Source organism: Acinetobacter sp. AG1 (assembly GCF_001005525.1).
In the GTDB taxonomy this organism is placed as follows: Bacteria; Pseudomonadota; Gammaproteobacteria; order Pseudomonadales; family Moraxellaceae; genus Acinetobacter; species Acinetobacter modestus.
In genome coordinates this window covers 103779-126835 of the sequence record NZ_LBMZ01000121.1, presented here as the reverse complement: position 1 = coordinate 126835, position 23057 = coordinate 103779, and the positions used below count along the sequence as shown (strand labels likewise).

Annotated in this window: 23 protein-coding genes; 13 read left to right on the top strand and 10 right to left on the bottom strand. The window is 41.2% G+C overall.

Annotated elements, in window-relative coordinates; genetic code table 11:
* Positions 1-79 precede the first annotated feature (79 nt).
* The 6 genes from AAV96_RS14975 to AAV96_RS14950 all read left to right on the top strand — a co-directional run bounded on the left by AAV96_RS14975 (position 80) and on the right by AAV96_RS14950 (position 7763).
* A complete protein-coding gene (locus AAV96_RS14975; RefSeq protein ID WP_046739877.1) occupies positions 80-1180 on the top strand; it encodes an efflux RND transporter periplasmic adaptor subunit in 1101 nt (366 codons plus the stop codon).
* Between the two features lie 2 nt (positions 1181-1182).
* Entirely contained in the window at positions 1183-4311 is a 3129-nt protein-coding gene (locus AAV96_RS14970) for an efflux RND transporter permease subunit (RefSeq protein WP_046739876.1), read from the top strand.
* A 132-nt stretch (positions 4312-4443) separates the two neighbouring features.
* Positions 4444-4821, top strand: coding sequence for a hypothetical protein (locus AAV96_RS14965; RefSeq protein ID WP_005219113.1), 378 nt, complete (start codon positions 4444-4446; stop codon positions 4819-4821).
* 143 nt (positions 4822-4964) lie between these two features.
* Positions 4965-6083, top strand: coding sequence for a molecular chaperone DnaJ (gene dnaJ / locus AAV96_RS14960; protein WP_005219116.1), 1119 nt, complete (start codon positions 4965-4967; stop codon positions 6081-6083).
* Positions 6084-6197: 114 nt separating this feature from the next.
* On the top strand, positions 6198-7019 hold the full coding sequence (dapB, locus tag AAV96_RS14955) for a 4-hydroxy-tetrahydrodipicolinate reductase (RefSeq protein WP_005219118.1): 822 nt from the start codon (positions 6198-6200) through the stop codon (positions 7017-7019).
* A 96-nt stretch (positions 7020-7115) separates the two neighbouring features.
* Positions 7116-7763: an START domain-containing protein gene (locus AAV96_RS14950; RefSeq protein WP_005219120.1), complete on the top strand. Its 648-nt coding sequence runs from the start codon at positions 7116-7118 to the stop codon at positions 7761-7763.
* Positions 7764-7827: 64 nt separating this feature from the next.
* On the opposite strand, the gene AAV96_RS14945 is transcribed toward AAV96_RS14950, so the two are convergent.
* Together AAV96_RS14945 and dkgB are read right to left on the bottom strand one after the other, a co-directional pair.
* Positions 7828-9015 (bottom strand): MFS transporter, encoded by a 1188-nt coding sequence (locus AAV96_RS14945; protein ID WP_046739875.1) that lies wholly within the window; start codon positions 9013-9015, stop codon positions 7828-7830.
* A gap of 1 nt (position 9016) precedes the next feature.
* On the bottom strand, positions 9017-9823 hold the full coding sequence (gene dkgB / locus AAV96_RS14940) for a 2,5-didehydrogluconate reductase DkgB (RefSeq protein WP_046739874.1): 807 nt from the start codon (positions 9821-9823) through the stop codon (positions 9017-9019).
* Positions 9824-9954: 131 nt separating this feature from the next.
* Between dkgB and AAV96_RS14935 the strand changes: the two genes are divergently transcribed.
* The gene (locus AAV96_RS14935; RefSeq protein WP_005219125.1) at positions 9955-10857 is read left to right on the top strand and encodes a LysR substrate-binding domain-containing protein; all 903 of its coding nucleotides are present in this window, start codon (positions 9955-9957) and stop codon (positions 10855-10857) included.
* Here the strand turns inward: AAV96_RS14935 and AAV96_RS14930 are convergent.
* A complete protein-coding gene (locus AAV96_RS14930) occupies positions 10805-11212 on the bottom strand; it encodes a hypothetical protein (RefSeq protein ID WP_046739873.1) in 408 nt (135 codons plus the stop codon). The genes AAV96_RS14935 and AAV96_RS14930 overlap by 53 nt on opposite strands.
* A gap of 90 nt (positions 11213-11302) precedes the next feature.
* On the opposite strand from AAV96_RS14930, the gene AAV96_RS14925 reads away from it, so the two are divergent.
* On the top strand, positions 11303-12730 hold the full coding sequence (locus AAV96_RS14925) for a PLP-dependent aminotransferase family protein (protein WP_046739872.1): 1428 nt from the start codon (positions 11303-11305) through the stop codon (positions 12728-12730).
* On the opposite strand, the gene ahr is transcribed toward AAV96_RS14925, so the two are convergent.
* The 7 genes from ahr to AAV96_RS18030 form a co-directional block, all read right to left on the bottom strand.
* Positions 12727-13752, bottom strand: coding sequence for an NADPH-dependent aldehyde reductase Ahr (ahr, locus tag AAV96_RS14920; RefSeq protein ID WP_046739871.1), 1026 nt, complete (start codon positions 13750-13752; stop codon positions 12727-12729). The two genes, AAV96_RS14925 and ahr, sit on opposite strands and share 4 nt — an antisense overlap.
* 34 nt (positions 13753-13786) lie before the next feature.
* Positions 13787-14341 carry a DNA-3-methyladenine glycosylase I gene (locus tag AAV96_RS14915; protein ID WP_046739870.1) on the bottom strand — a complete coding sequence of 185 codons (555 nt, stop codon included), beginning with the start codon at positions 14339-14341 and terminating at the stop codon, positions 13787-13789.
* Positions 14342-14377: 36 nt separating this feature from the next.
* Positions 14378-14623, bottom strand: a complete 246-nt coding sequence (locus tag AAV96_RS14910; protein WP_005219140.1) for a hypothetical protein — start codon at positions 14621-14623, stop codon at positions 14378-14380.
* Positions 14624-14632: 9 nt separating this feature from the next.
* Entirely contained in the window at positions 14633-15121 is a 489-nt protein-coding gene (locus AAV96_RS14905) for a M23 family metallopeptidase (protein WP_171249167.1), read from the bottom strand.
* A 79-nt stretch (positions 15122-15200) separates the two neighbouring features.
* The gene (gene mutY, locus AAV96_RS14900; RefSeq protein ID WP_046739868.1) at positions 15201-16247 is read right to left on the bottom strand and encodes an A/G-specific adenine glycosylase; all 1047 of its coding nucleotides are present in this window, start codon (positions 16245-16247) and stop codon (positions 15201-15203) included.
* A 151-nt stretch (positions 16248-16398) separates the two neighbouring features.
* A complete protein-coding gene (locus tag AAV96_RS14895; RefSeq protein ID WP_046739867.1) occupies positions 16399-17136 on the bottom strand; it encodes a dienelactone hydrolase family protein in 738 nt (245 codons plus the stop codon).
* Between the two features lie 169 nt (positions 17137-17305).
* Positions 17306-17464, bottom strand: a complete 159-nt coding sequence (locus tag AAV96_RS18030; RefSeq protein ID WP_004659733.1) for a DUF1328 domain-containing protein — start codon at positions 17462-17464, stop codon at positions 17306-17308.
* Positions 17465-17653: 189 nt separating this feature from the next.
* On the opposite strand from AAV96_RS18030, the gene AAV96_RS14885 reads away from it, so the two are divergent.
* The 5 genes from AAV96_RS14885 to AAV96_RS14865 all read left to right on the top strand — a co-directional run bounded on the left by AAV96_RS14885 (position 17654) and on the right by AAV96_RS14865 (position 23024).
* Positions 17654-18106 carry a YcgN family cysteine cluster protein gene (locus AAV96_RS14885; protein ID WP_004659734.1) on the top strand — a complete coding sequence of 151 codons (453 nt, stop codon included), beginning with the start codon at positions 17654-17656 and terminating at the stop codon, positions 18104-18106.
* A 154-nt stretch (positions 18107-18260) separates the two neighbouring features.
* Positions 18261-19427: a class C beta-lactamase gene (gene ampC / locus AAV96_RS14880; RefSeq protein WP_046739866.1), complete on the top strand. Its 1167-nt coding sequence runs from the start codon at positions 18261-18263 to the stop codon at positions 19425-19427.
* 82 nt (positions 19428-19509) lie between these two features.
* Positions 19510-20784, top strand: coding sequence for a replication-associated recombination protein A (locus AAV96_RS14875; RefSeq protein ID WP_171249166.1), 1275 nt, complete (start codon positions 19510-19512; stop codon positions 20782-20784).
* 105 nt (positions 20785-20889) lie between these two features.
* Positions 20890-21780 (top strand): aromatic amino acid DMT transporter YddG, encoded by an 891-nt coding sequence (gene yddG / locus AAV96_RS14870; RefSeq protein WP_046739864.1) that lies wholly within the window; start codon positions 20890-20892, stop codon positions 21778-21780.
* A gap of 125 nt (positions 21781-21905) precedes the next feature.
* Positions 21906-23024 (top strand): acyltransferase family protein, encoded by a 1119-nt coding sequence (locus AAV96_RS14865; RefSeq protein ID WP_046739863.1) that lies wholly within the window; start codon positions 21906-21908, stop codon positions 23022-23024.
* Positions 23025-23057: the final 33 nt, after the last annotated feature.

Sequence of the window (23057 nt, the reverse complement as noted above, 5' to 3'; positions counted from 1 at the left end):
ATTAATTAAAAAATAAACAATCTATCATAATGTTCATATTGTGCCTTAAAAAATCAATTTGAATAAGAGCGAAAAAGAGATGAATCTGCTAAATCATGTAATTGTGGGGTTGCTCGTACTCAGCAGTGTCACTTTAACAGCATGTCAAAAAGAGGTTCCCAAGACTGAGGAAATACCTTATGTCATGGTGACGCAGCCAAGTAGTAATCATATTGATCAAAAAAGCTATGCAGGTGATGTTCAAGCCAAGCAACAAACCGCATTGGCATTTCGTGTCGGAGGACAAATTACCGAACGTTATGTTGATGTGGGTGATCGAGTCAAAGTTGGACAGGTTTTGGCTAAATTAGATGTGAAAGATGCACAATTGCAAATGAACGCTGCCAAAGCGCAATTGCAAAGTGCTGAAGCCGCAGCAAAAATTGCTTCTGAAGAATATCAGCGTTATCAACAGTTATTACCTGTCAATGCGGTGAGTCGTTCACAATTTGATGCGATAAAAAATCAGTACGAATCTGCTCAAGCAGGCTTACAACAAGCACGCTCTAATTATGAAGTGTCTTCAAATCAAACCGGTTATAACCAACTTATTTCGAATAAAAATGGTGTGATTACTCAACGTCAAATTGAAATTGGACAAGTGATTGCGGCAGGTCAACCTGCCTATCAACTCGCAATTGAAGGTGAGAGAGAAGTGGTCTTTGGTGTACCGGAGCAGGCTGTCAGTACCATTAAAGTCGGGCAACCTGCTTGGGTAACTTTGTGGTCTCAGCCAGAAGCACGTTTTGCGGCGAAAGTCCGTGAAGTGTCTCCCGCTGCAGACCAATCTCGAACATTCACCGTGAAAGTTTCATTGCTTGAAGGGCAATCGAGTATCCAACTGGGGCAAAGCGCTCGGGTATTCTTTGTCGCAAATGAAAATAATGTATTGAGTGTGCCTCTATCCAGTGTCACTGCCAATAACCAACAAGCCTATGTCTGGGTCGTGAATAGTAATCAAACCTTACGTAAAGTCCCAGTGACGTTGGGCACTTACGGGCGTGATAGTGTGCCTATTCTGTCAGGTCTAAAAACTTCAGATTGGGTTGTGGTTGGTGGTGTGCATCTATTGCGTGACCAGCAAAAAATTCATCCTGTAGATCGTGATAATCGCGCAGTCACGGTTAAAACAGGAGGTTAAGCATGAAATTTAACCTTTCAGAATGGGCGCTTAAGAATAAGGGAATTATTCTGTATTTTATGCTGTTACTCGGCATTGTCGGAATTATGTCTTATTCCAAACTTTCTCAAAGTGAAGATCCACCCTTTACTTTCAAAGTGATGGTGGTACAGACCTATTGGCCAGGGGCAACTGCTAAAGAAGTGTCGACCTTGGTCACAGATCGGATCGAAAAAGAATTGATGACCACTGGTCAATATGACCGCATCATGGCGTATTCGCGTCCAGGTGAGTCATTGGTGACCTTTGTTGCAAAAGACAGTTTGCCATCGAGCCAAATTCCTGATGTTTGGTACAACGTACGCAAAAAGGTCAATGATGTCCGTTCACAACTTCCAAGCGGTGTACAAGGTCCATTTTTTAATGATGAATTTGGTGATACCTTCGGCAATATCTATGTTTTGACGGGCAAAGATTTTGACTATGCGGTAATGAAAGAATATGCCGATCGTTTGCAACTACAACTGCAACGGGTCAAAGATGTCAGCAAGGTTAATTTGGTGGGTCTACAAGATCAGAAGATCTGGATCGAATTATCCAATACCAAAGCTGTTCAGCTCGGTGTCCCCGTGACTGCAATTCAGGAAGCGATTCAGAAGCAAAATGATATGGCAGGTGCAGGTTTCTTTGAAACAGGTACAGACCGTATTCAAATCCGAGTCAGCGGACACTTACATAGTGTCGATGACCTGAAAAAAATGCCGTTGTTGGTGGGTGACAAAACCATTCAACTTGGTGATGTTGCTGAGGTCTATCGCGGCTTTAGTGAACCTGCTCAACCACGTATGCGCTTTATGGGTGAGAATGGGATTGGCATTGCGGTGTCCATGCGTAAAGGTGGGGACATTATCGCATTGGGCAAAAATTTAGAAACCGAATTTAACAGTCTACAAAAAAGCTTACCTTTGGGCATGAAACTGCAAAAAGTTTCAGACCAACCTGTTGCAGTACAACGTAGTATTCAAGAGTTCTTAAAAGTTTTAGCTGAAGCGGTCATTATCGTTTTATTGGTCAGTTTCTTCTCACTCGGTTTTCGTACAGGGCTTGTTGTTGCATTGTCGATTCCATTGGTTTTAGCAATGACCTTTGCTGGGATGAGCTTATTTGATGTCGGGCTACACAAGATTTCTTTGGGTGCATTAATTCTTGCACTGGGTTTGTTAGTCGATGACGCCATTATCGCTGTTGAAATGATGGCGATTAAAATGGAGCAGGGTTACAGTCGACTGAAAGCCGCAGGCTTTGCATGGCAAACCACGGCTTTTCCAATGTTGACAGGAACGCTGATTACCGCAGCAGGTTTCCTTCCCATTGCTACAGCGCAATCAGGCACAGGTGAATATACCCGTTCTATTTTCCAAGTGGTGACGATTGCATTGATCGTTTCATGGATTGCTGCTGTTTTATTTGTTCCTTATTTAGGTGAAAAATTATTACCTGATTTCACCAAACAGAATCAACAAGCGGCATGGTATTTACGTTTATGGGCAAGGTTACGCAAGCAACCTGCACCCGTGGTTGAATCCCATAATCAGCATCATGATCCTTACCAATCCAAGTTTTATCAATCCTTCAGGCATATCGTCGAAATCTGTATTACCTATCGTAAAACGGTAATTGCTATTACGGTTGGTATCTTTGTGTTGTCTGTTGCGATGTTTAAGTTGGTACCGCAACAATTCTTTCCACCATCGAATCGTGCTGAAATTTTAGTGGATTTAAAGCTGGAAGAAGGGGCTTCCCTAACGGCGACAGAACAAGCAGTACATAAGGTAGAACAATTCCTATCCAAACAAAAAGGGATTGATAATTATGTCGCTTATGTTGGAACAGGTTCACCACGTTTTTACTTACCTTTAGATCAACAACTCCCACAAGCCAGTTTTGCTCAATTTGTGGTCTTGGCTTCTTCTCTTGATGATCGTGATGAAATCCGTCGCTCTTTAGACAAGCAGATTAAGCAATTATTGCCACAGGTTCGTACTCGTGTGTCTTTACTCGAAAATGGTCCACCTGTGGGTTATCCATTGCAGTATCGTGTTTCAGGTGAGGACTTAAGTACGGTACGTCAATGGGCGCAAAAAGTAGCTAAAGTTTTAAGTGAAGATCCCAATACAACCAACGTCCATTTAGATTGGGGCGAGCCAAGTAAAATTATTGCAATTGAAATTGACCAAGATCGTGCTCGTCAGATGGGTGTTTCCAGTGTTGATTTGGCTAACTTCCTAAACGCTTCTGTGACAGGGGCGGTGATGAATCAATATCGTGAAAAACGTGAACTCATTGAAATTCGTTTACGTGGTGATAAGTCAGAACGTGTTGAAGTGGCTTCGTTAGCAAGTTTAGCTGTGCCAACCACCAAAGGAACCACTGTACCTCTAGCGCAAATAGCAAAAATTGAGTCACGTTTTGAAGAAGGTCTGATTTGGCATCGTAATCGTCTACCAACGATTACAGTTCGCGCAGATATTCGAACCAATTTACAACCTGCGACAGTGGTTCAGCAATTGGCAGACAAAATGCAAGCTTTACGTGCTGATTTACCCAATGGTTACTTAGTGGAAGTCGGTGGTACGGTTGAAGAGTCTGCAAAAGGTCAAAATTCGGTGAATGCAGGCATGCCATTATTCTTGGCTGTGGTGATGACTTTGCTGATGATTCAATTACGGAGTATGTCACGCGCAACGATTGTTTTACTGACAGCACCTTTGGGATTGATTGGCGTTGTTGCATTCTTACTTCTGTTTAACAAGCCTTTTGGTTTTGTCGCGATGTTAGGGACAATTGCTTTATCTGGAATGATTATGCGGAATTCATTGATTCTGATTGATCAGATTGAACAAGATATTCAGGCTGGACATACGCCATGGGATGCGGTGATTGGTGCAACTATGCGTCGTTTCCGTCCAATTGTGTTAACCGCACTTGCCGCAGTACTTGCAATGATTCCATTATCACGCAGTATTTTCTTTGGTCCGATGGCTGTTGCGATTATGGGAGGCTTGATTGTTGCCACCTTGTTGACCTTATTTTTCTTACCTGCACTCTATGCCGCTTGGTTTAGAGTAAAGAAAACAACACAACTATCGTAATTATTTTGTGAATAAAGGTGCGAAATATTGAAAATTTCAATATAGTAGCACCTATATTTAAAGACCAAAAAATAATTGAATTTCATTGCATGATTGGTTTGGCAAAATGCGATGAATGAGGTGATCTAGAGCATGGGGCAAGACAATATTGAGCAGCATCGCCGCTATGTGGCGATATCTTATGTGTTCATGTTTCTTGCATTATTTACAATAGTGTTTGCAGCGTTTGCATACTTGTTAGCACGAAAAGTTGCGATTGTGGATAATGCTGAAGTATGGATTCATGCGCATGCCCTATGGATTATGCGTAACGTGCTGCTATTTACTATGATTGTCTGCTTTGCTGCGTTATGGTTTATTCCATTATTCTTTTTTGCATGGGATAGTGCATTGTGGGTGACAGGAATGACCGTTGCGGGTGTGATTTTCAGTGCAATCGCATGGTTGTTTTTGTTAAATGCATGGATAAAAGGTGTTGCTAAGTATTTTAAAAATAAAGCGGTATTCTAATTTTATCGCTTTTTTATTGTGCTAGACCTTGTAAATTTATAGTAGTGCCCTTATTAAGGCTCTGTTGACTTTGTTAATAAAATGTCAGCAGAGCTTATTTATTTGTAGAGATTGAACCAATTCCGTGAGGAGCATCGCCAACCATGGCTAAACGTGATTATTATGAGGTTTTAGGCGTTTCGAAAACCGCAAGTGATGATGAGATTAAAAAAGCCTATCGTAAGTTGGCGATGAAATATCATCCAGATCGTAACCCAGACAATGCTGAAGCGGAAGAAAAGTTTAAAGAAGCGGCAGAGGCTTACGAAGTACTTTCTGATGGCGAAAAACGCAGCATGTATGATCGTGCTGGTCATAGCGCTTTTGAGGGCGGTTTTGGTGGCGGCGGTGGCTTCGGTGGTGGTTTTAGTGCAGAAGACATCTTTAGCCAGTTTGGTGATATTTTTGGTGGTGCTTTCGGTGGTGGCGGTGGTCGCCAACAGCAACGTCAACGTCGCGGTTCTGATCTTCGCTATGTGATGGAATTGACGCTTGAAGAAGCAGTCAAAGGCGTGAAAAAAACGATTACTTTTACTGCACCAGCGCCGTGTGAAACCTGTGATGGTAAAGGTTCTAAGAATCCAAATGATGTTGAGACGTGTCGTACCTGCCATGGTGCTGGTCAAGTGCGTATGCAACAAGGTTTCTTCTCAGTTCAACAAACTTGTAGTACTTGCCGCGGTCAAGGCAAAATTATCAAAAACCCTTGTAATACTTGTCATGGTTCGGGCGTTGCCGATCGTCAACAAACGCTTGAAGTCACTATTCCTGCGGGTGTGGACAACGGTGATCGTGTTCGCTTAACAGGTAAAGGTGAAGCGATTCGTGATGGTCAAGCGGGTGATTTATACGTTGAAGTCGTAGTTCGTGAACATGAAGTCTTCCAACGTGACGGTGCAGATCTATATATGGATGTGCCAGTCAGTATTGCTGATGCTGCATTGGGCAAAGAAATTGAAATCCCAACGCTTGATGGTCGTGTCAGCTTAAAAATCCCAGAAGGTACTCAAACAGGTAAGCTATTCCGCTTACGTGGTAAAGGTGTTCGTCCTGTACGTAGCAGCATGGTCGGTGACTTATTGTGCCGTATCGTGGTAGAAACACCTGTGAATTTAAACAGCCGCCAACGTGAATTGTTAAAAGAATTACAAGCGTCGTTTGATGGTGATGGTCATGCTGCATCGCCAAAGAAAAAATCTTTCTTTGATCGCTTGTTTGATTAATTAGCATCAATAAAAAAACCTGCTGCGGCAGGTTTTTTTATGGGAATTTTTTAGCGTAGGCACAGAGTTTTGCTATAGTAGCTCAATTGTTTAAATAAAAGACTAGGAAAAATTATGTCGACTTCTCCACGCATTGGAATCTTGGGTGCAGGCGGACGCATGGGGCGTATTCTGATTCAAGCAGTACAACAAGCAGGCTACCAACTGGCAGCAGCTGTTGAACGTCCAGAAAGCAGTTTGGTGGGTGCAGATGCAGGGGAACTTGCAGGGATTGGCAACATCGGCGTCAAGATTGTGGGAAGTTTAAGTGAAGTTTTAAAAGACTGTGATGTCGTGATTGATTTCACTGCGCCTGTTGCTACTGAACAACATTTAAAGTTATGCCGTGAGGCAGGTGTTGCAATGGTGATCGGCACTACAGGCATGTCGGATGAACAAAAGGCTTTCTTAGATGAAACTGCAACACAGACTCCAGTCGTTTATGCTGCTAACTATTCAGTTGGTGTGAATGTTTCAATCAAATTATTAGAGCTTGCAGCGAAAGTGTTTGGCGATACCGTTGATATCGAAATCATCGAATCACACCACCGTCATAAAGTGGATGCACCATCTGGTACTGCATTTATGATGGGTGAGGCGATTGCAGATACCTTAGGTCGTGACTTGAAAACGGACGCAGTATATTGCCGTGAAGGTCATACAGGTGCTCGTGAGCGTCAAAGCATTGGCTTTCAAACCATTCGTGGTGGCGATATCGTCGGTGAACATACTGTGATGTTTATTGGTGAAGGTGAGCGTGTTGAAGTCACACACAAAGCGACCAATCGAATGAATTTTGCTTCAGGCGCTGTTCGTGCGGCTGCATGGGTCGTCGGTCGCGAAGCTCGTAAATATGATATGAAAGATGTTTTAGGCTTTAACGAGATTGAAGTTTAAAAGGTACTTTTTTTGTACTATAAAAGAGCTTGTTGAGCTTTCTTTCAGATAAAAATACAACAAGCTCTAGCCATCATTACAACAATTGAGCATGACATGAATAAAAAGCATATTGTTCTTGCTACACTGCTAAGTGCGACGAGTTTAGTCGTCAGTGCCGCAGAAGCACCTAAACTAAGTTTACATCGCAATAATATTAAAGTTTGGACCTACCAAACAGAGAATAATCCTGTCTTTCAGTACAAAGCAGAAACGACTTTCGATGTACCTTTGGAACGGGCAGTTGCGGTAGTACTTGATGTTGAGCGCACACCACAATGGGTACCCTATGTTGCTAAGGCACAGCTTTTGTCTCGGGATGAAAAGAAAGGGGAATTCACCCTGTATATGCTGTTAGATTTCCCATTTCCTTTGAAAGACCGTGATGTGGTAATTAAGGGTAAAATGAATAAGAATGCTGATGGCAGTATTAGTATTAAGAATAACGCAATTAAAAATAGTTATCCTGAACAACCTGATGTGATTCGTTTGAATCAATATACAGGAGATTGGACGTTCCAAAGACTTGCCAATAATAAGGTTAAAGTCATGACCAGTGGTTATGCCGACCCAGCAGGTTCGATTCCATTGAGTTTTGTGAATATGTTTGTGCAGCAGCAACCGTATCAAATGCTGATGAAGATGAAGAAAGAAATTTACAATCCATTATATGCGCAGCCACATTTACCTGATTTACTTAAATAATGAACTAATTTGTAGAATTCTATTCGACATAAAAAGCCTGATTTAAATCAGGCTTTTTTGCGGATTAAACTTGATGATATTGTTGTAACCGCAGATTGGCTTTGCTCGCTAATTTCATTTGAATTAAAACCAAAATAAGCCCAATACTCACGAGTAAAGCGCCGATGGTCGATACCGCGTTATAGTTCAAACCAAAACTTAATACTGCTCCACCTGCTGCCGCACCAATTGCATTGCCGAGGTTGAATGCGCCGATATTGACAGAAGATGCGAGACCAGATGCTTCATGAGCAACTGACATGACTCGCATTTGTAAAGGTGGAACGATGGCAAATGCTGCTGCGCCCCAAATGACTAAACCAATGGCTGCGCCCAGTTGTGATTGAGCAAGGATTGGGAAAATCAACATCAAGCTGATCAATAATAGCAAGAAGCCAATCAGGGTTTTATTGATTGATAAATCGGCAAACTTTCCACCGAAATGGTTACCAATGGAAAAACCAATTCCGATCAACACCAACATCATAGTGATAAAGGTCGGTGAAGCATGGCTAAACTCAACCAAGCTTGGCGCGATATAGGTGTATAGGGTAAACATTGCAGAAGCACCAAATACCGTGGTCAAGAGTGCCAACAGCACAGGCAGGCGAGTGAGTACTTTGAGTTCCATTTTGACATTCGGTTTTTGACCCACGGCACCGACAGGTAGGGCTTTCCAGAGCGCGAGCATGGTGATGACACCGAGTATAGAAATCGCAAAGAATGACGTTCTCCAGCCAATGTTTTGTCCCACCCACGTTGCGAGTGGTACGCCACCAATATTGGCAATAGTTAGGCCCATAAACATGGTGGCAACCGCACTGGCTTGTTTATTTGCTGGAACAACACTCGCAGCCACTACAGAGCCAATCCCAAAGAAAGCACCATGATTGAGACTAGTGAGCAGACGTGCTCCCATTAAACTCATATAGTTGGGTGAAAAGGCTGCGATCAGGTTACCAATGGTAAAAATTGCCATCAGTAAAATCAGTGCATTACGACGGGCAAAACCACCAAACCATAAGGTCATGATTGGTGCACCGAGCATCACGCCCAGTGCATAACCCGTAATGAGCATTCCCGCACTTGGGATCGACACCCCAAGATCGTTGGCAATATTGGGCAATAATCCCATTGGAGAGAACTCTGTTGTGCCAATGGCAAATGCACCAATCGCGAGTGCCAGCAAAGGAAGGTTGATGCGGCTGCTCATGTTATTGATCCCATTCAGGCGCAAAGGGTTCAGGACTCACTTCTCGGCCATTACGTTCAAGTTGAGCGATCAGCTGCATTTCCTCTGTGCTTAAAGTTAAGTCTTGCGCTTTTAAGTTGCTGATTAGGTTTTCACGTTTGGTTGATGATGGAATCACCGCAAAACCATTTTGTAAGGCCCAAGCTAATGCGACTTGTGCGCTAGTTGCCTGATGTTGTGCTGCAATTTCAATTAAGGTTGGATCCTGCAGTACTTTGCCGTAGGCCAGTGTCATGTATGAAGTCACGTCGATATTTTGTTCACCTAAGAAATTAACCAAAGTACGATTATGCAAATATGGACTTAACTCAATTTGGTTAGTGGCAATGTGTTCGACACCAATGCTCTCAATCGCTTGTTGAGTCAAGGCGATATTAAAATTTGAAATCCCGATTTGTTGAGTCAGACCCTGTTGTTTCGCTTCTAAAAGCAATTGCATCACGCTTGGAATGGATACACCCAATGCTGGGGCTGGCCAGTGGATCAAGGTGAGATCGACAGCATCAGTGCGAAGTTTTTGTAAGCTGTCTTTTAAACTTGGAATGAATTTATCTTCATTAAAGTTATCGACCCAGATTTTTGTGGTTAAGAATAAATCTTGACGTGCAACACCACTTTCAGCAATCGCTTGCCCTACTGCTGCTTCATTTTCATAAACCTGTGCGGTATCAATGGCACGATAGCCTACTTCTAGGGCGGTTTTAACTGAATCAATGACGGTTAGATCTTTAAGACGGAAAGTACCTAAACCGAATTGAGGTATGCGCATATTTTTCACCTGATTTTTTTATGCTCTGAAGAGCTATTGATGGCTGCCATTTTGCGATGATTATTGTTGCTAAAAAATAGATGAATTTGCAAAATATAGTTGACTAAATATCAATAATTGATGAGGTGGCAATGAAATCTACGGTAGAAGAACTGCTTGCTTTTATGACGATTGTCGATACAGGATCGTTTATTGCCGCTGCTGAGCGGCTTGGACAGACAGCATCGGGAATGAGCCGCTCTCTCAGTCGTCTAGAGTCAAAGCTTGGAGTCACCTTGCTAGAGCGCACGACTCGAAAGTTAAAACTGACCCAAGAAGGGCAACAATTTTTACAACATGCGCGTAAAATTCTCAGTGATTTAAGTGCAGCTGAAGAAGCTCTAGAAAAATCTGATCAGGATACCTCGGGTGTGATTCGGATTGACTCAGCCACGCCGTTTATTCTGCATGTCATTACGCCATTGGTACATAAGTTCAGACAAAGTTATCCCAATATTGAGATTGAGCTGAATAGTAATGATTTAGTGATTGATCTATTAGAACATAAGACTGATGTGGCATTTCGTTTTGGTGAATTACATGACTCCAGTCTGCATGCGAAACTTGTGTGTAAAAGCCGGATTTATATTGTTGCCAGTCCTGAATATTTACAGCGTAAGGGGAGGCCTGTACAAGCTCAGACATTAATTGAGCATGATGTGATTGGCTTCACCCGTCCCACTTATATCAATACTTGGCCCATTAAAATTGATGGTGAGTATTTTCAAGCCCAACCGAAAGTAAAAGCATCGAGTGGCGAAACTGTTCGACAACTCTGTTTGCGTGGGCAGGGCATTGCCCGATTATCAGAATTTGAAATCTGGCAGGATATGAAAGAAGGGCGCCTTGAAGCGCTATTTGAAGATCAGATTGAGCACTCTTATCAAAGCATCCATGCTGTGTATTATCAACAAGCGCATTTGCCGAAACGGGTTCGCTTATTTATTGAGTTTTTGACTGAGCAGTTAAGTCATGGATTTTCGGTTTGCCAATAGCTGGTTCGGCAAGTTTGAGTTCTAAAACTTGAACAAGTTGTCCAGTCGGTTGTTGTACTGCAACTTTGACCTGTTGCTGTTGTTGCGTGCATACAAACTCAACGGTAGGTAACAGCAAACTCGACATAATCACACCATTCTCAGTAGGCTGCTTATAGGTTAGTTTCAAAGTATGATCTTGCTGATTCACAACTTTTTCTAACCTCCAAAACTCATATTCCTGCTGATTTTGTATTTTCAAATAGCCCTGAGATAAAGTTTTGCAGATGATTTGCTGTTGTTCAACGCTTTGATTCGTGGCTTGGCAACCTGTAAAAAAAATTGTACAGAATATAAATAAGATATTATTTTTCATGCTCTTATCCTTCGTAAGTTGATTTTTATAGCTTAACGGTGTTGTATTAACCAATACAGATACAGAAATTTATAAAAAAGCAGTACAGATATGACTTTTCAATATCAACGCCTAGCAGATCAATTGGCTCATAAAATTTATCAACATGAATTACAGCCACAGCAAAAGTTAAGTTCTTTAAGGGAATTTGCTCGTCAGCAAAGTATTAGTTTGAGTACCGCACAACAATGCTACGAACTGTTAGAAGCAAAAGGACTGATTTATGTCAAAGCCAAATCAGGCTATTTTGTCAGTTCAAGACAATATCAAAGTGCTGCCCCTAAAAGTCCAAGCTTTGAGTCCAAAGCACGGCAAGTCTCGAATTTAGACTTACAGAATCAGATTCAAACAGCATCGATTCAAAATCATTTAACCCCTTTAGGGGCTATTCAGTTGTCGCCCCATTTAATTCCTGTAGATGGGCTACGTCGTTCCTTACAGCGTGCGCTTAAACACTGTCAGCCCGAAGATTTTTTATATTGTAATAAACAGGGACATGAGCAGTTACGTAAGGCTTTATCAGATCATTGGCGTGAAGATGGGATTTATGTCGCTACAGAGGATATTTTTATTACCAATGGCTGTATGCCAGCTTTGTCCCTGTTAATTCAGCAGATCAGTCAGGAAGGGGACAGTATTTTAATTCCAACACCTACTTTTAATGGTCAGTTGCAAATGTTGGCAAGTCTTAAGCGTAAGATTATTGAGATTCCAGCAGATCATCGTGGTATTGACCTTGAACGTCTTGAGTTTTTTATGAAACAGGGCGATGCCAAGTTGTGTTTACTCACTGCTAATTTTCAAAATCCATTGGGCTACTGTTTAAGTCATTCACAGAAGCAAAAAATTGCTCAACTTGCACAGCAATACCAATGTTTTATTTTAGAAGATGATATTTATGGTGAATGCAGTTTCCAAAAAGAGAGACCTTTGCCGATTCGTTATTGGGATCAACAAGGCTACGTAATTTGGTGTGGTTCAGTCTCGAAGTCACTGTCTACCGCCTATCGTGTAGGATGGTTTTGCTTGGGACAACAATTGCAACACTTACGACCACAACTCTTATCAAATAACGTCGGTGTCAATACACCCTTACAGTTAGGCTTGGCTGATTTCATTTATAGTCGTGGTTATCGTGAGCATTTGGATGACTTAAGACCGAAGTTGATGCAACAAGTCGAACAGTATCGTGCTTATATTTTGGAAGTATTTGATGGGATTCCAATCGCCTTGAGTCAATCAGAAGGTGGTTATGCTTTGTGGTTGCAACTGCCAGAAAATATTACGGGCTTAGAGTTATATTATTTAGCGCAGCGCCAAGGGATTAATATCGTACCAGGGGAAGTGTTTGGTGAAGATCAGCGTTATCAGCACTTCATCCGCTTAAATGCAGGGCATGCGTTGACCACCGAAATCCGCCAAGCAATTCAACAGTTGGCGGATTGGGTGAGAGAACGTATGTCGTCGGTTTTAAATTAATCAAAGTCTGCTTTAAGTACGATACGATAACGTGCTTGACCTGAATGGAGTCGTTCAATGGCTTCATTGAGTTGAGACATTGGAAATAGCTCAATTTGTGGCGCAATATTTTTACGTGCGGCAAATTGTAGTAGTTGGCGCAGTGCTAAAGGTGACCCAGTTGGTGAAGCTGTAACCGATTTGGCGCCACTCATGATAGTACCCACAGAAACTGGAATAGGCTCTAAGGTAATACCCAAGAAATGCATACTACCATTTGGTGCCAATGTATTGAGATAGGCTTGCCAATTCAGGGTTACATTGACGGTGCTAAGCAATAGATCAAATTTGCCACGTTGCGCTTTGATCGCTTGAGCATCACGACTATTTACCACATGGTCAGCGCCCATGGCTTTGAGTTCTTCGGTTTTGTCTGGATTTGAACTAAATGCGGTAATCTCGCAACCCCAAGCCTTAAGTAGCTTGATGGCCATATGCCCTAAACCACCAATCCCAATCACACCGACGTGATGTGTTGCTTGGATCTGATGTTTAAGTAAAGGATCAAACACGGTAATGCCGCCACAAAGCAATGGTCCTGCACTTTGAGGATCCAAATCTTCTGGTAGAGGAATTACCCATTGCCAACCTGCGCGAACTTTTTCTGCAAAGCCACCCGCATGACCAACGATAGTCGCAACGCTGCCACCCGTACATAAAACTTGATGACCACCAATACAAGGATCGCATGCTTGGCAACTTTCAGCTGTCCAACCAATGCCAACACGTTGACCGAGTTTCAACCCTTTGGCTTCTGAACCGAGTGCGATAATTGTGCCAATAATCTCATGTCCAGCGACAGCAGGATAAACGGATGAATGCCATTCATTATTGATCACAGACAAATCTGAGTGACATAAACCGCAGTATTCAACTTTAACTTCAACCTGATGTGGCTTTAATTCACCTGCATCAAATTGATAAGGAACCAATTGCTCTCCTGCTTTCATTGCAGCATAAGCACGAATTTGGTTATTGCTCATTCGATAACTCCTTGGAAAGGAAAATGAATTCGTATTATTTAAAATGGCAGTGATTTTCGTGATCGTTGACCATTCCTACCGCTTGCATAAACGCATAACACGTTGTGGGACCAACGAATTTAAAACCACGTTTTTTCAGTGTTTTTGAAAGTTTTTGACTGATTTCGGTTTGTGCAGGTGCATCACGATAATGAATGACATCGTTATTTGGAGTCTGATGGTCAACAAAGGCCCATAGCCAATGAGATACATCACCAACTTCATTTTTGAGTTGCTGCCATGCAATTGCATTGTCTCGAATCGCTTTAAGTTTACCTAGATGACGAATTAATCCGGCATCACTTAGTTTGTCTTCGAGTTGATCATCAGTAAACTCTGCAATCTTAGTAATTGGATAGTGAAAGAAGTGTGAACGGTAATTCTCGCGCTTTTTTAGTACCGTGATCCATGATAATCCAGCTTGTTGACCTTCAAGACAAAGCATCTCAAATAATCGATTTTCATCTTGTTCTACTTTGCCCCATTCTTCATCGTGGTAGCTAATATAGAGTGGATCATTGGAGCACCAGCCACAGCGTTGAATCGTCATATTTGATGCTCCTTATTTTTTATTCATATAAAATCATTAAAGTGTGAATGTCACCCATTCATTTGGGCGAGTATCCCAATAATACAGTTCAGCTGTATTTAAATCAGTAAATTTAAGCCAAAAGTCTTTACCAGATTTATCTGCAAATCCTGTGCTAATCAGCAGAGCATCTTCGGTAATTTCCATAATCCAGCCTTGATAGCTTGTACCATTGATGATGATTTTTTGCTGATTTCCAGACTCTGCAAATTTAACCAGTCGTTCAATCAATGCTTCTGACATTCTATGTTCCTAACGTAAATATGAGTATGGATTGACTGCTCCACGCCCTTTGCCATTTAAATAAATACCATAATGTAAATGTGGGGCAGTCGCACGGGCATTGCCTGTATTGCCTACATAACCAATGAGATCGCCTTTATGAACATAGTCTCCCACATTAAGACCACGTTTATGACCATCTAAATGGGCATAGTAGTGCCAAGAACCAGAAGGTCCAAGAATCCAAATGATTTTGCCACCTAAATTATTATTACGTAAATCAGCGACTAACCCTTCGGTAGCACTATACACTTTCGTCCCACGCTCCGCCATGATATCAATCCCTTCGTGGTTACGTCCTTGGCTACGTGCAGCTCCCCAAGTATCTCGTAATTCACCTCGATTGACACCTTTGACTGGGACGGGCAAACGGCTATCTAAACGCAGATTTTTAAGTTTATTGATTTGAGTGGCTGATAGGGGCGTAGGCTTACTAGGCGTTGTCGTACATGCAGACATTAGAATAGCCAACAGACTAATCACGATAAATGGAATCGAAAGACGCACACAAACTCCTTGTGATTTCGATTTACAGCAATTAAGTAGAGGAGGTCTTTTGTTTTGCTGTAATCAATTTTTTCATGGCGGTTGGAATGCCTTTGGCAATCGCAGCTTCTGGACTTAGCCATACTCCATTTAATTCGATACTGAGCTGTTCTTTTTGATCATGTTCCACGTGGAACAGTTGTTCATGCAGTATCCATGTAAAGTGAGTAAAACTATGGCTAATCTGTAGTGATGATACTTGAGCTTGGAGCTTAAATTGCTGTTCAATCTGTTGTAATTCGGTTGCCTGGTCAATAATAGGCAGACAATACAAACCTCCCCATAGACCATGGGCTTCACGTTGTTGCCAAAGCCATTCATGACCTGATTGAATTAGGAGAACATTCGCCGTTTTAACAGGGACAGGTTTTTTTGCTTTTTTAAATGGGAGTTCTTGTTCTAAACCTTGTTGATAGGCTTGACAGTTTTGTTGCATTGGGCAGTATAGACACAAAGGCTTTTTCGGTGTGCAGACTGTAGCACCCAAATCCATGATTGCTTGGGTGTAATCATGGTTACGTTCTTTCGGACATAGCTGTTCCGCAATTTGCCATAAAGCACGTTCATGCTGTGGCTTAGATAGATCATCTTCAATCGCAAAAAAACGTGCTAAAACTCGTTTCACATTGCCATCCATAATGACGCCATATTGTCGTAAGCCAAGAGACATTAATGCACCAGCAGTTGAACGACCAATGCCTGGTAATTCAATCCACTGTTCTAATGTTTCAGGAAACTTTCCTTTCTGCTTTACGATTACAGCGGCTTTGTGCAGATTGCGTGCACGGGCATAATAGCCTAAACCAGCCCAATAAGGGGCAACGTCATCCCAGCTGGCCTGACCAAGATCGTCTACGGTTGGAAACCTTTCGATAAAGCGATCAAAATATTGCAGAACAGTTTTAACTTGAGTCTGTTGTAGCATGATTTCTGATACCCAAACCTTGTAGGGATCATCAGCGACTTGCCATGGTAAATCGTGGCGGCCATGTTGGTCGAACCACGTGAGTAGTGCATCAGAAAATGAGAAATCAGACATGAATCAGAACAATCAAAAGCAGAGACTTAGTATAATGAAAATATAATCGTGGACTCATTTAAATGATAAAAACATTTGTTTGTGTGTAGGAGACATAAAGGCCACCTACACAGAATGAAGTCTTTGCGAAAGTTTATGCCAATATTTTGAATCAGGTTAAATGTTTATCTAGTAATTCATACATTGCTTCTAATCCTTGATGTTCAGCTTCGGCGTTATAGCCTAAGTCAACATTATTTGCTTTAGCTCGCTCATCTGCGAGGGGGTTACTAAAGCCATGTTTGGCATCTTCAAAAATAATCACTTCATGATCGACTTCTGCATCGTGCATTTCCTGACGGAAGCTTGCGACATCATCTAAAGAAACCATGGTGTCGATCTCACCATGTAATACAAGAATTTCAGCCTGAATTTTTCCTTTTTGTGCAGGTGCTTTCGGGCTTAAATTCGCGTGGAAGGTCACCACCGCTTTCAAATCGGCACCAGATCGCGCCAAATCCAGAACAACTTTACCACCATAACAAAAACCAATTGCTGCCAATTTTTCAGTATTGACCTCTGGTTGTGCTTTTAAAGCATCTAAGCCTGCTTGAGCACGATCAACCACGGTGTCTACATGATCAAATGTTTGCATCATCCATGCAGATGCTTGAGGAACATCAGAAGTAACTTTTTTGTCTCCATACATATCAATTGCGAGAGCGGCAAAACCGTGTTCTGCAAGTTCACGCGCACGTTGCTCGGTATATTCGGTACGTCCCCACCATTCTGGAGCAACAATAACTCCTGCAACTGGTACATCGCAGATAGGTGTCGCAAAATAGCCAATAAGGCGCTGACCATCTGGTGCAGTGTATTCAATTTCACGCGTTGTAATTGGAAAGCTCATTTTCTAATCCTGATCTATATTTTCAATGCTTTGATTAAAGCATAAAAAAGCAAAAATTGATGATGTTTGCGGAAGGACAAATTTTTATTTGGCTGAAATGATGGCAATAAAAAAAGAAGAATACGGCGATTCTTCTTTTTTCTTTCTGAATTTTTTATTTCTCTTTAAACTAAGCTTTACCGCGTGATAAGAAACCCACTACAGCAAGAATAGCCGCGATCACTAATAAAATGACGGCAAAGTCTTTGGATAAACCAGCAACACCACCAAAACCTAATAAACTGGCGATTAATGCAATCACTGCAAATATAATAGCCCAACGGAACATATTACTTCCTCCTAAATTTATCGTTATGGGATTACTATAGCGTGTGTTTTTTGAACCAAATGTGGTGTTTCTGTGGTTGAAATGTTCAATAACTTAAGTATTGTTAATCGCTTAAGTCGCTTGGAAAACAGCTTGATTGAGAATAAATGCTATAATAAAGACAAATTTTAAAAGCCTAAAACATTTGCCATGTCTACCGAATTGCGCCCTAACTTTTGGAAACTATATCCACTTGATCAGTTGAATAATACTGAGTGGGAGGCATTGTGTGATGGTTGCGGTTTATGTTGTTTGGTTAAGCTTGAAGATGAAGAAACGGCAGAAGTCGCATACACCAAAGTTGCATGTAAATTATTAGACTGTAAAACTGCTCGTTGTTCTGATTATCCGAATCGTCAACAGCATGTTGTAGATTGTATTCAATTAACACCTGAACGATTGCAAACAATTACATGGTTACCTCCTAGTTGTGCTTATCGTCGCTTGAATGAAGGTAAAAATTTACCGTCATGGCATTATTTAAATACGGGCTCACGTCAAAGTGTGATTAAAGCGAAGAAATCAGCAGCTGGTCGCTGTATTTCAGAACAAGATATAAATGAAGAAGATATAGAAGATTATGTCGTACGTTGGGTACGTTAGATCTTGATATATATTTCTTATACCTGTGTTTTTTATCAATAAAAAACAATACTTTTACAGTATTTTATCTATACATTCCCATATGATGAACACTGAGAGGTCGATGTGGTTTGAGAGCCTCTTTGTTTGAATGAAATGAGTTTGGGAAATATACATGATCGCATCAAGAATGCTTTTTTTACTTGCAGGGCTTTTGTCCTATAATTCTTCGATTTGGGCAAAATCGCTTAGTGAGCAACAAGTTAAGGAAATTGTAGATCAACAATTTAAACCACTATTAGATCAATATAAGATTCCTGGATTAGCGGTCGGTGTCACATTAGATGGTAAGCATTATTTTATCAATTATGGCTTGGCATCAAAATCAAACGAACAACCCGTAAGTAATAATACTTTATTTGAACTTGGCTCTGTCAGTAAGACATTTAATGCAACTTTGGCGGGCTATGCACAGACGCAAGGGCAGTTATTATTGTCTGATCATCCCGCCAAGTATTTCCCTGAATTAAAAAATACCGCAGTGAATAAAGCTACGATTTTAAATTTAGGTACATATACCGCAGGTGGCTTTCCGCTGCAATTTCCAGATGAAGTTATTAGTCAGCAGGATATGGTTCAATACTTTCAGACTTGGCAGCCAAAAACTAAAGTCGGTGCAGCCCGTCAATATTCTAATCCAAGTATTGGTTTGATGGGCTATGTCACAGCATTGGCAATGAAAAAGCCCTATAGCGAACTGATTGAAAAAACCTTACTTCCTCAATTAGGAATGACGCAGAGTTATATTCATGTCCCTGAACAAAAGATGTCACAATATGCTTGGGGCTATAAGAATAACCAAGCAATTCGTGTATCAGCGGGGATGTTTGATGCTGAAGCCTATGGTGTCAAAAGCAGTAGTTCGGATATGCTGAAATTTTTAGATATTCAAATTCACCCACAAAAGCTAAAACAGCCCTTAAGAGCAGCGGTTGAAACAACGCATGTAGGATATTTTAAACTTGGTGCAATGACCCAAGGTTTGGGCTGGGAACAGTATGCTTATCCAGTATCACTTGAAACACTTTTACAAGGTAACTCCAGTAAAATGGCTTTAGAAAGTCATATCGTCACACAGATCAAACAACCAAAGCGTGCTCCAGCAGCAACATTGTTTAATAAAACTGGTTCAAGTAATGGCTTTGGTGCCTATGCTGCATTTATTCCGCAGCAGAAAATTGGAATTGTGATGCTCGCTAACACTAATTTTCCGAATGAAGCTCGAATTACTGCAAGCTACCATGTCATGCAACAGTTACTTCAAAAGAATACTGCGCAATAGAATGTCGCGTGGTTGCAGATTCAAATTGTAGATTTGGATCAGACGCAATAGACTAGGATAAAACAGTATAAAGTCCGTGATGATGTCAGATACGCATATTCCTTTACCTGAACGCTTACGCCCTCGTGATTTGTCAGAAATCATCGGGCAAGATCATTTGCTCGGTGAGCATGCACCGTTACGCCAAATGATTGATCAGGGGCATTTGCCTTCGATTATCTTTTGGGGGCCGCCTGGGGTAGGTAAGACCACAATTGCTTTGTTATTGGCACAGGCAGTTGATCGCCCTTTTATTAGTTTATCTGCATTGAATACTGGCGTAAAAGAGCTGCGTGAAGTGATTGCTGAAAGCGGCGATTTGCTAACGCCAGTAGTGTTTATTGACGAGATCCACCGCTTTAATAAGTCGCAGCAAGATGCCTTACTGAATGCAGTTGAAAAAGGCAAAATCACTTTGATTGGGGCAACCACAGAGAATCCATCTTTTGAAGTGAATAGTGCACTGCTTTCTCGTTGTCAGGTTTATACCTTAAATAGTTTGGATGCTGATGCGATTCAAACCCTGATCAATAAAGCGATTCAAAGTGATAAGTTTTTGAAAGAGCGTTTTATTCAGATTGAAGAATATGATGCGCTGATTCAATTTGCTGCGGGTGATGCACGTAAAGCGCTTAATTTGATTGATTTAATTGCCAGTACTTTTGAGCCTGATATTGAAAATATCGTGACCAATGCAATTGTGGTTAAAGTCGCACAGCAGAATATTGCACGTTATGACAAATCAGGTGAGCAGCATTATGATTTGGTTTCGGCATTTATCAAATCGATTCGTGGTAGCGATGCGGATGCGACCCTGTATTGGATGGCACGCATGCTCAAAGGTGGTGAAGACCCTGTTTTTATTGCACGTCGAATGTTGATTGCAGCATCGGAAGATATTGGCAATTCTAATCCAAATGCCTTGTTGTTGGCGGGTGAGTGTTTCCGTTCAGTACAAGCGGTCGGTATGCCTGAAGCACGGATTATCTTAGGTCAATGTGCTGTATATCTCGCAACCAGCCCGAAAAGTAATAGTACCTATCTCGCCATTAACCGAGCTTTGGAGCTTGCCGAAAAAACTGCGAATTTACCTGTGCCGTTACATCTACGGAATGCGCCAACCAAATTGATGAAGAAACAAGGTTATGGCGTGGATTATCTCTATCCGCATAATTACCCTGAGCATTTTGTTTTACAGGAATATTTGCCGCCTGAATTGCGGGGTACGAAGCTGTATGAGCGAGCCTTAAATAAACGTGAAGTTGAAGCCGAACGTTTGCAGCAACGCCGTTGGCAGCAGGAACAACAGCAACAATAAAGATCTGTTTAAACAGATGAGTTGTATTTTCACATTTCACCTAGTCAAGTTCCCAAAAGTGTAAATGGGAATTTGGCCGCGGTTTTATATTCGATTTATTTCAATATGACCTCAAAAAAAGCCACATTCATTGGATTGCTTGCAATCTTCCTTTGGAGCTTGATTGTTGCATTGATCAAGGATGTCAGTTCGCATTTTGGTGCAGTCGGTGGCGCAGCATTAATTTATACGCTTGCTTCTATTTTTCTATTTTTTTCAGTAGGTTGGAGCAATCTTAAAAGTTTTCCAAAAGCCTATTTAATTTGGGGCAGTATTTTATTTGTTAGTTATGAAGTGTGTTTATCACTATCTATTGGCTATAGCAGTAATAATCGAGAAGCGATTGAAGTTGGGATGGTGAACTATTTATGGCCAACATTCACGATGGTTGCGGCTATTGTATTTAATCAACAAAAAGCCAATTTTCTTATTATTCCCGGTTTTATGATCTCTCTCTTGGGCATTTGCTGGGTATTAGGCGGTGAGCAAGGTATTGATTTACCTAGCATGTGGGTAAACGTACAACATAACCCACTGAGTTATGGATTAGCTTTTATTGGAACCCTACTTTGGGCGGCTTATTGTACCCTCACTGCGAAGATGGCTAAGGGTAGTAATGGGATTACCGTATTTTTTATGTTGGTCTCGATAGTGCTTTGGATTAAATATGCATTGATGGGCGGCGGCGCATTTGATTTTGATTGGTCATCTTCCACGTCCTTACTTTTTGCCGCTGCCGCTATGGGCTTTGGTTATGCTGCATGGAATGTTGGGATTTTGCATGGCAATGTCACGTTATTGGCAGGTGCTTCGTATTTCATTCCTGTATTCTCAGCTTTTTTCTCTGCAATTTTACTCAGTACGCCACTGACGGTTTCTTTCTGGTATGGTGCTTTTATGGTGTGTGTTGGATCGATCTTATGTTGGTTTTCGACCCGAGTGAAATCATCAACTTAGTTTAAGTGTGTAGCGGAATTATTATTTAAGTGCTTTATAGTCACTATATTTTTGTAAGAGGCTACTAGACACTTCACATAAAAGATCGCATTATCGCGGCATATCACGGATGATAAAGCTCTGCCATGATCACAAACAAAATCAATGCTGCGGAAAGTATCCGAGGCTTAGCCTGCCTTGCAGTTGTATTGTCACATCTATCGCTGACTTTCTTTCCCCAAATGCATCATTTTGATTTAAGTGTCGTACCTCAATATCCCTTTTTTGATCAACTTTATCATTCTCCATTTGCATTCTTTTATTCAGGTACAGGCGCGGTTTTTGTCTTTTTTGTTTTAAGCGGTTATGTCCTAAGTTTATCGAGTTTAAAAAAGAAAAATTCAGCTGAAAAACTAAAAAAATCATTAATTAAGCGTTATCCACGTTTGGCTATTCCCGCGTTTATATCTTGTATTATTGCCTACCTCGTGTGTTTCCTTCCTGTCGATGTTACGCATGTTTCTGAATGGGGGGCAGCTTTGGCAAATCCTCATCCAAAATTAAGTATAGCTTTGTATGAGGGCAGTATCGGAGCATTTCTATTTGGGGACTCAAGCTATAATTGGGTATTGTGGACGATGCAGATTGAGCTGCTCGGTTCATTGGTAATTTATCTCGCCAGTTATTTTTATAGCAAACGACCGATGCTTGCAGGTGTGTTCTTGCTGTTGAGTATTGCGACAGCCTATACGATTTCACAAACAGTATTACTCGGTATCCTGAGTTTTATTTTAGGTATGGGTTTATTTCTATATGCATCAGAATTAGCAACAGGGCTATCTGTGTTGCTATTCACGCTGGGGCTATATTTCTGTGGTGCGCATAATGAAAGTTTGAGTTATCGGATTTTTGCTCAATTTTTAGGTGAGCAAACCTACGATTACCTGAATTTTATTGGCGGTTTTTGTATCGTGTATGCGGTATTAAAAGGCAAATGGTTAGCACAATTTTTTGATTCGCCATTTTTAGTTTTCTTAGGCAAGATCTCATTTTCTATTTATTTAATTCATCTTGCTGTGATTTATGCTTTAGCAATTCCTTGTTTTAATCTATTGCATATTAAATTGGGTTTTTCGTATTGGGTAGCGGGTCTGTGGGCGAGTTTGTTTACAGTGATGATAAGTATTGTTTTAGCTACTCCTTATAGTCGCTATGTGGATGATATTGCAATTAAAGTCTCTAATAGGCTTACAAAGATATTTTAATTTCACAGTATTCATTTCGTCTTTTGAATATTG

Bases quoted from the DNA above. Each gene is read 5' to 3' on its own strand.
- AAV96_RS14975 (WP_046739877.1), top strand. From the start codon at position 80: ATGAATCTGCTAAATCATGTAATTGTGGGGTTGCTCGTACTCAGCAGT.
- AAV96_RS14970 (WP_046739876.1), top strand. From the start codon at position 1,183: ATGAAATTTAACCTTTCAGAATGGGCGCTTAAGAATAAGGGAATTATT.
- AAV96_RS14965 (WP_005219113.1), top strand. From the start codon at position 4,444: ATGGGGCAAGACAATATTGAGCAGCATCGCCGCTATGTGGCGATATCT.
- dnaJ (WP_005219116.1), top strand. From the start codon at position 4,965: ATGGCTAAACGTGATTATTATGAGGTTTTAGGCGTTTCGAAAACCGCA.
- dapB (WP_005219118.1), top strand. From the start codon at position 6,198: ATGTCGACTTCTCCACGCATTGGAATCTTGGGTGCAGGCGGACGCATG.
- AAV96_RS14950 (WP_005219120.1), top strand. From the start codon at position 7,116: ATGAATAAAAAGCATATTGTTCTTGCTACACTGCTAAGTGCGACGAGT.
- AAV96_RS14945 (WP_046739875.1), bottom strand. From the start codon at position 9,015: ATGAGCAGCCGCATCAACCTTCCTTTGCTGGCACTCGCGATTGGTGCA.
- dkgB (WP_046739874.1), bottom strand. From the start codon at position 9,823: ATGCGCATACCTCAATTCGGTTTAGGTACTTTCCGTCTTAAAGATCTA.
- AAV96_RS14935 (WP_005219125.1), top strand. From the start codon at position 9,955: ATGAAATCTACGGTAGAAGAACTGCTTGCTTTTATGACGATTGTCGAT.
- AAV96_RS14930 (WP_046739873.1), bottom strand. From the start codon at position 11,212: ATGAAAAATAATATCTTATTTATATTCTGTACAATTTTTTTTACAGGT.
- AAV96_RS14925 (WP_046739872.1), top strand. From the start codon at position 11,303: ATGACTTTTCAATATCAACGCCTAGCAGATCAATTGGCTCATAAAATT.
- ahr (WP_046739871.1), bottom strand. From the start codon at position 13,752: ATGAGCAATAACCAAATTCGTGCTTATGCTGCAATGAAAGCAGGAGAG.
- AAV96_RS14915 (WP_046739870.1), bottom strand. From the start codon at position 14,341: ATGACGATTCAACGCTGTGGCTGGTGCTCCAATGATCCACTCTATATT.
- AAV96_RS14910 (WP_005219140.1), bottom strand. From the start codon at position 14,623: ATGTCAGAAGCATTGATTGAACGACTGGTTAAATTTGCAGAGTCTGGA.
- AAV96_RS14905 (WP_171249167.1), bottom strand. From the start codon at position 15,121: ATGTCTGCATGTACGACAACGCCTAGTAAGCCTACGCCCCTATCAGCC.
- mutY (WP_046739868.1), bottom strand. From the start codon at position 16,247: ATGTCTGATTTCTCATTTTCTGATGCACTACTCACGTGGTTCGACCAA.
- AAV96_RS14895 (WP_046739867.1), bottom strand. From the start codon at position 17,136: ATGAGCTTTCCAATTACAACGCGTGAAATTGAATACACTGCACCAGAT.
- AAV96_RS18030 (WP_004659733.1), bottom strand. From the start codon at position 17,464: ATGTTCCGTTGGGCTATTATATTTGCAGTGATTGCATTAATCGCCAGT.
- AAV96_RS14885 (WP_004659734.1), top strand. From the start codon at position 17,654: ATGTCTACCGAATTGCGCCCTAACTTTTGGAAACTATATCCACTTGAT.
- ampC (WP_046739866.1), top strand. From the start codon at position 18,261: ATGATCGCATCAAGAATGCTTTTTTTACTTGCAGGGCTTTTGTCCTAT.
- AAV96_RS14875 (WP_171249166.1), top strand. From the start codon at position 19,510: ATGTCAGATACGCATATTCCTTTACCTGAACGCTTACGCCCTCGTGAT.
- yddG (WP_046739864.1), top strand. From the start codon at position 20,890: ATGACCTCAAAAAAAGCCACATTCATTGGATTGCTTGCAATCTTCCTT.
- AAV96_RS14865 (WP_046739863.1), top strand. From the start codon at position 21,906: ATGATCACAAACAAAATCAATGCTGCGGAAAGTATCCGAGGCTTAGCC.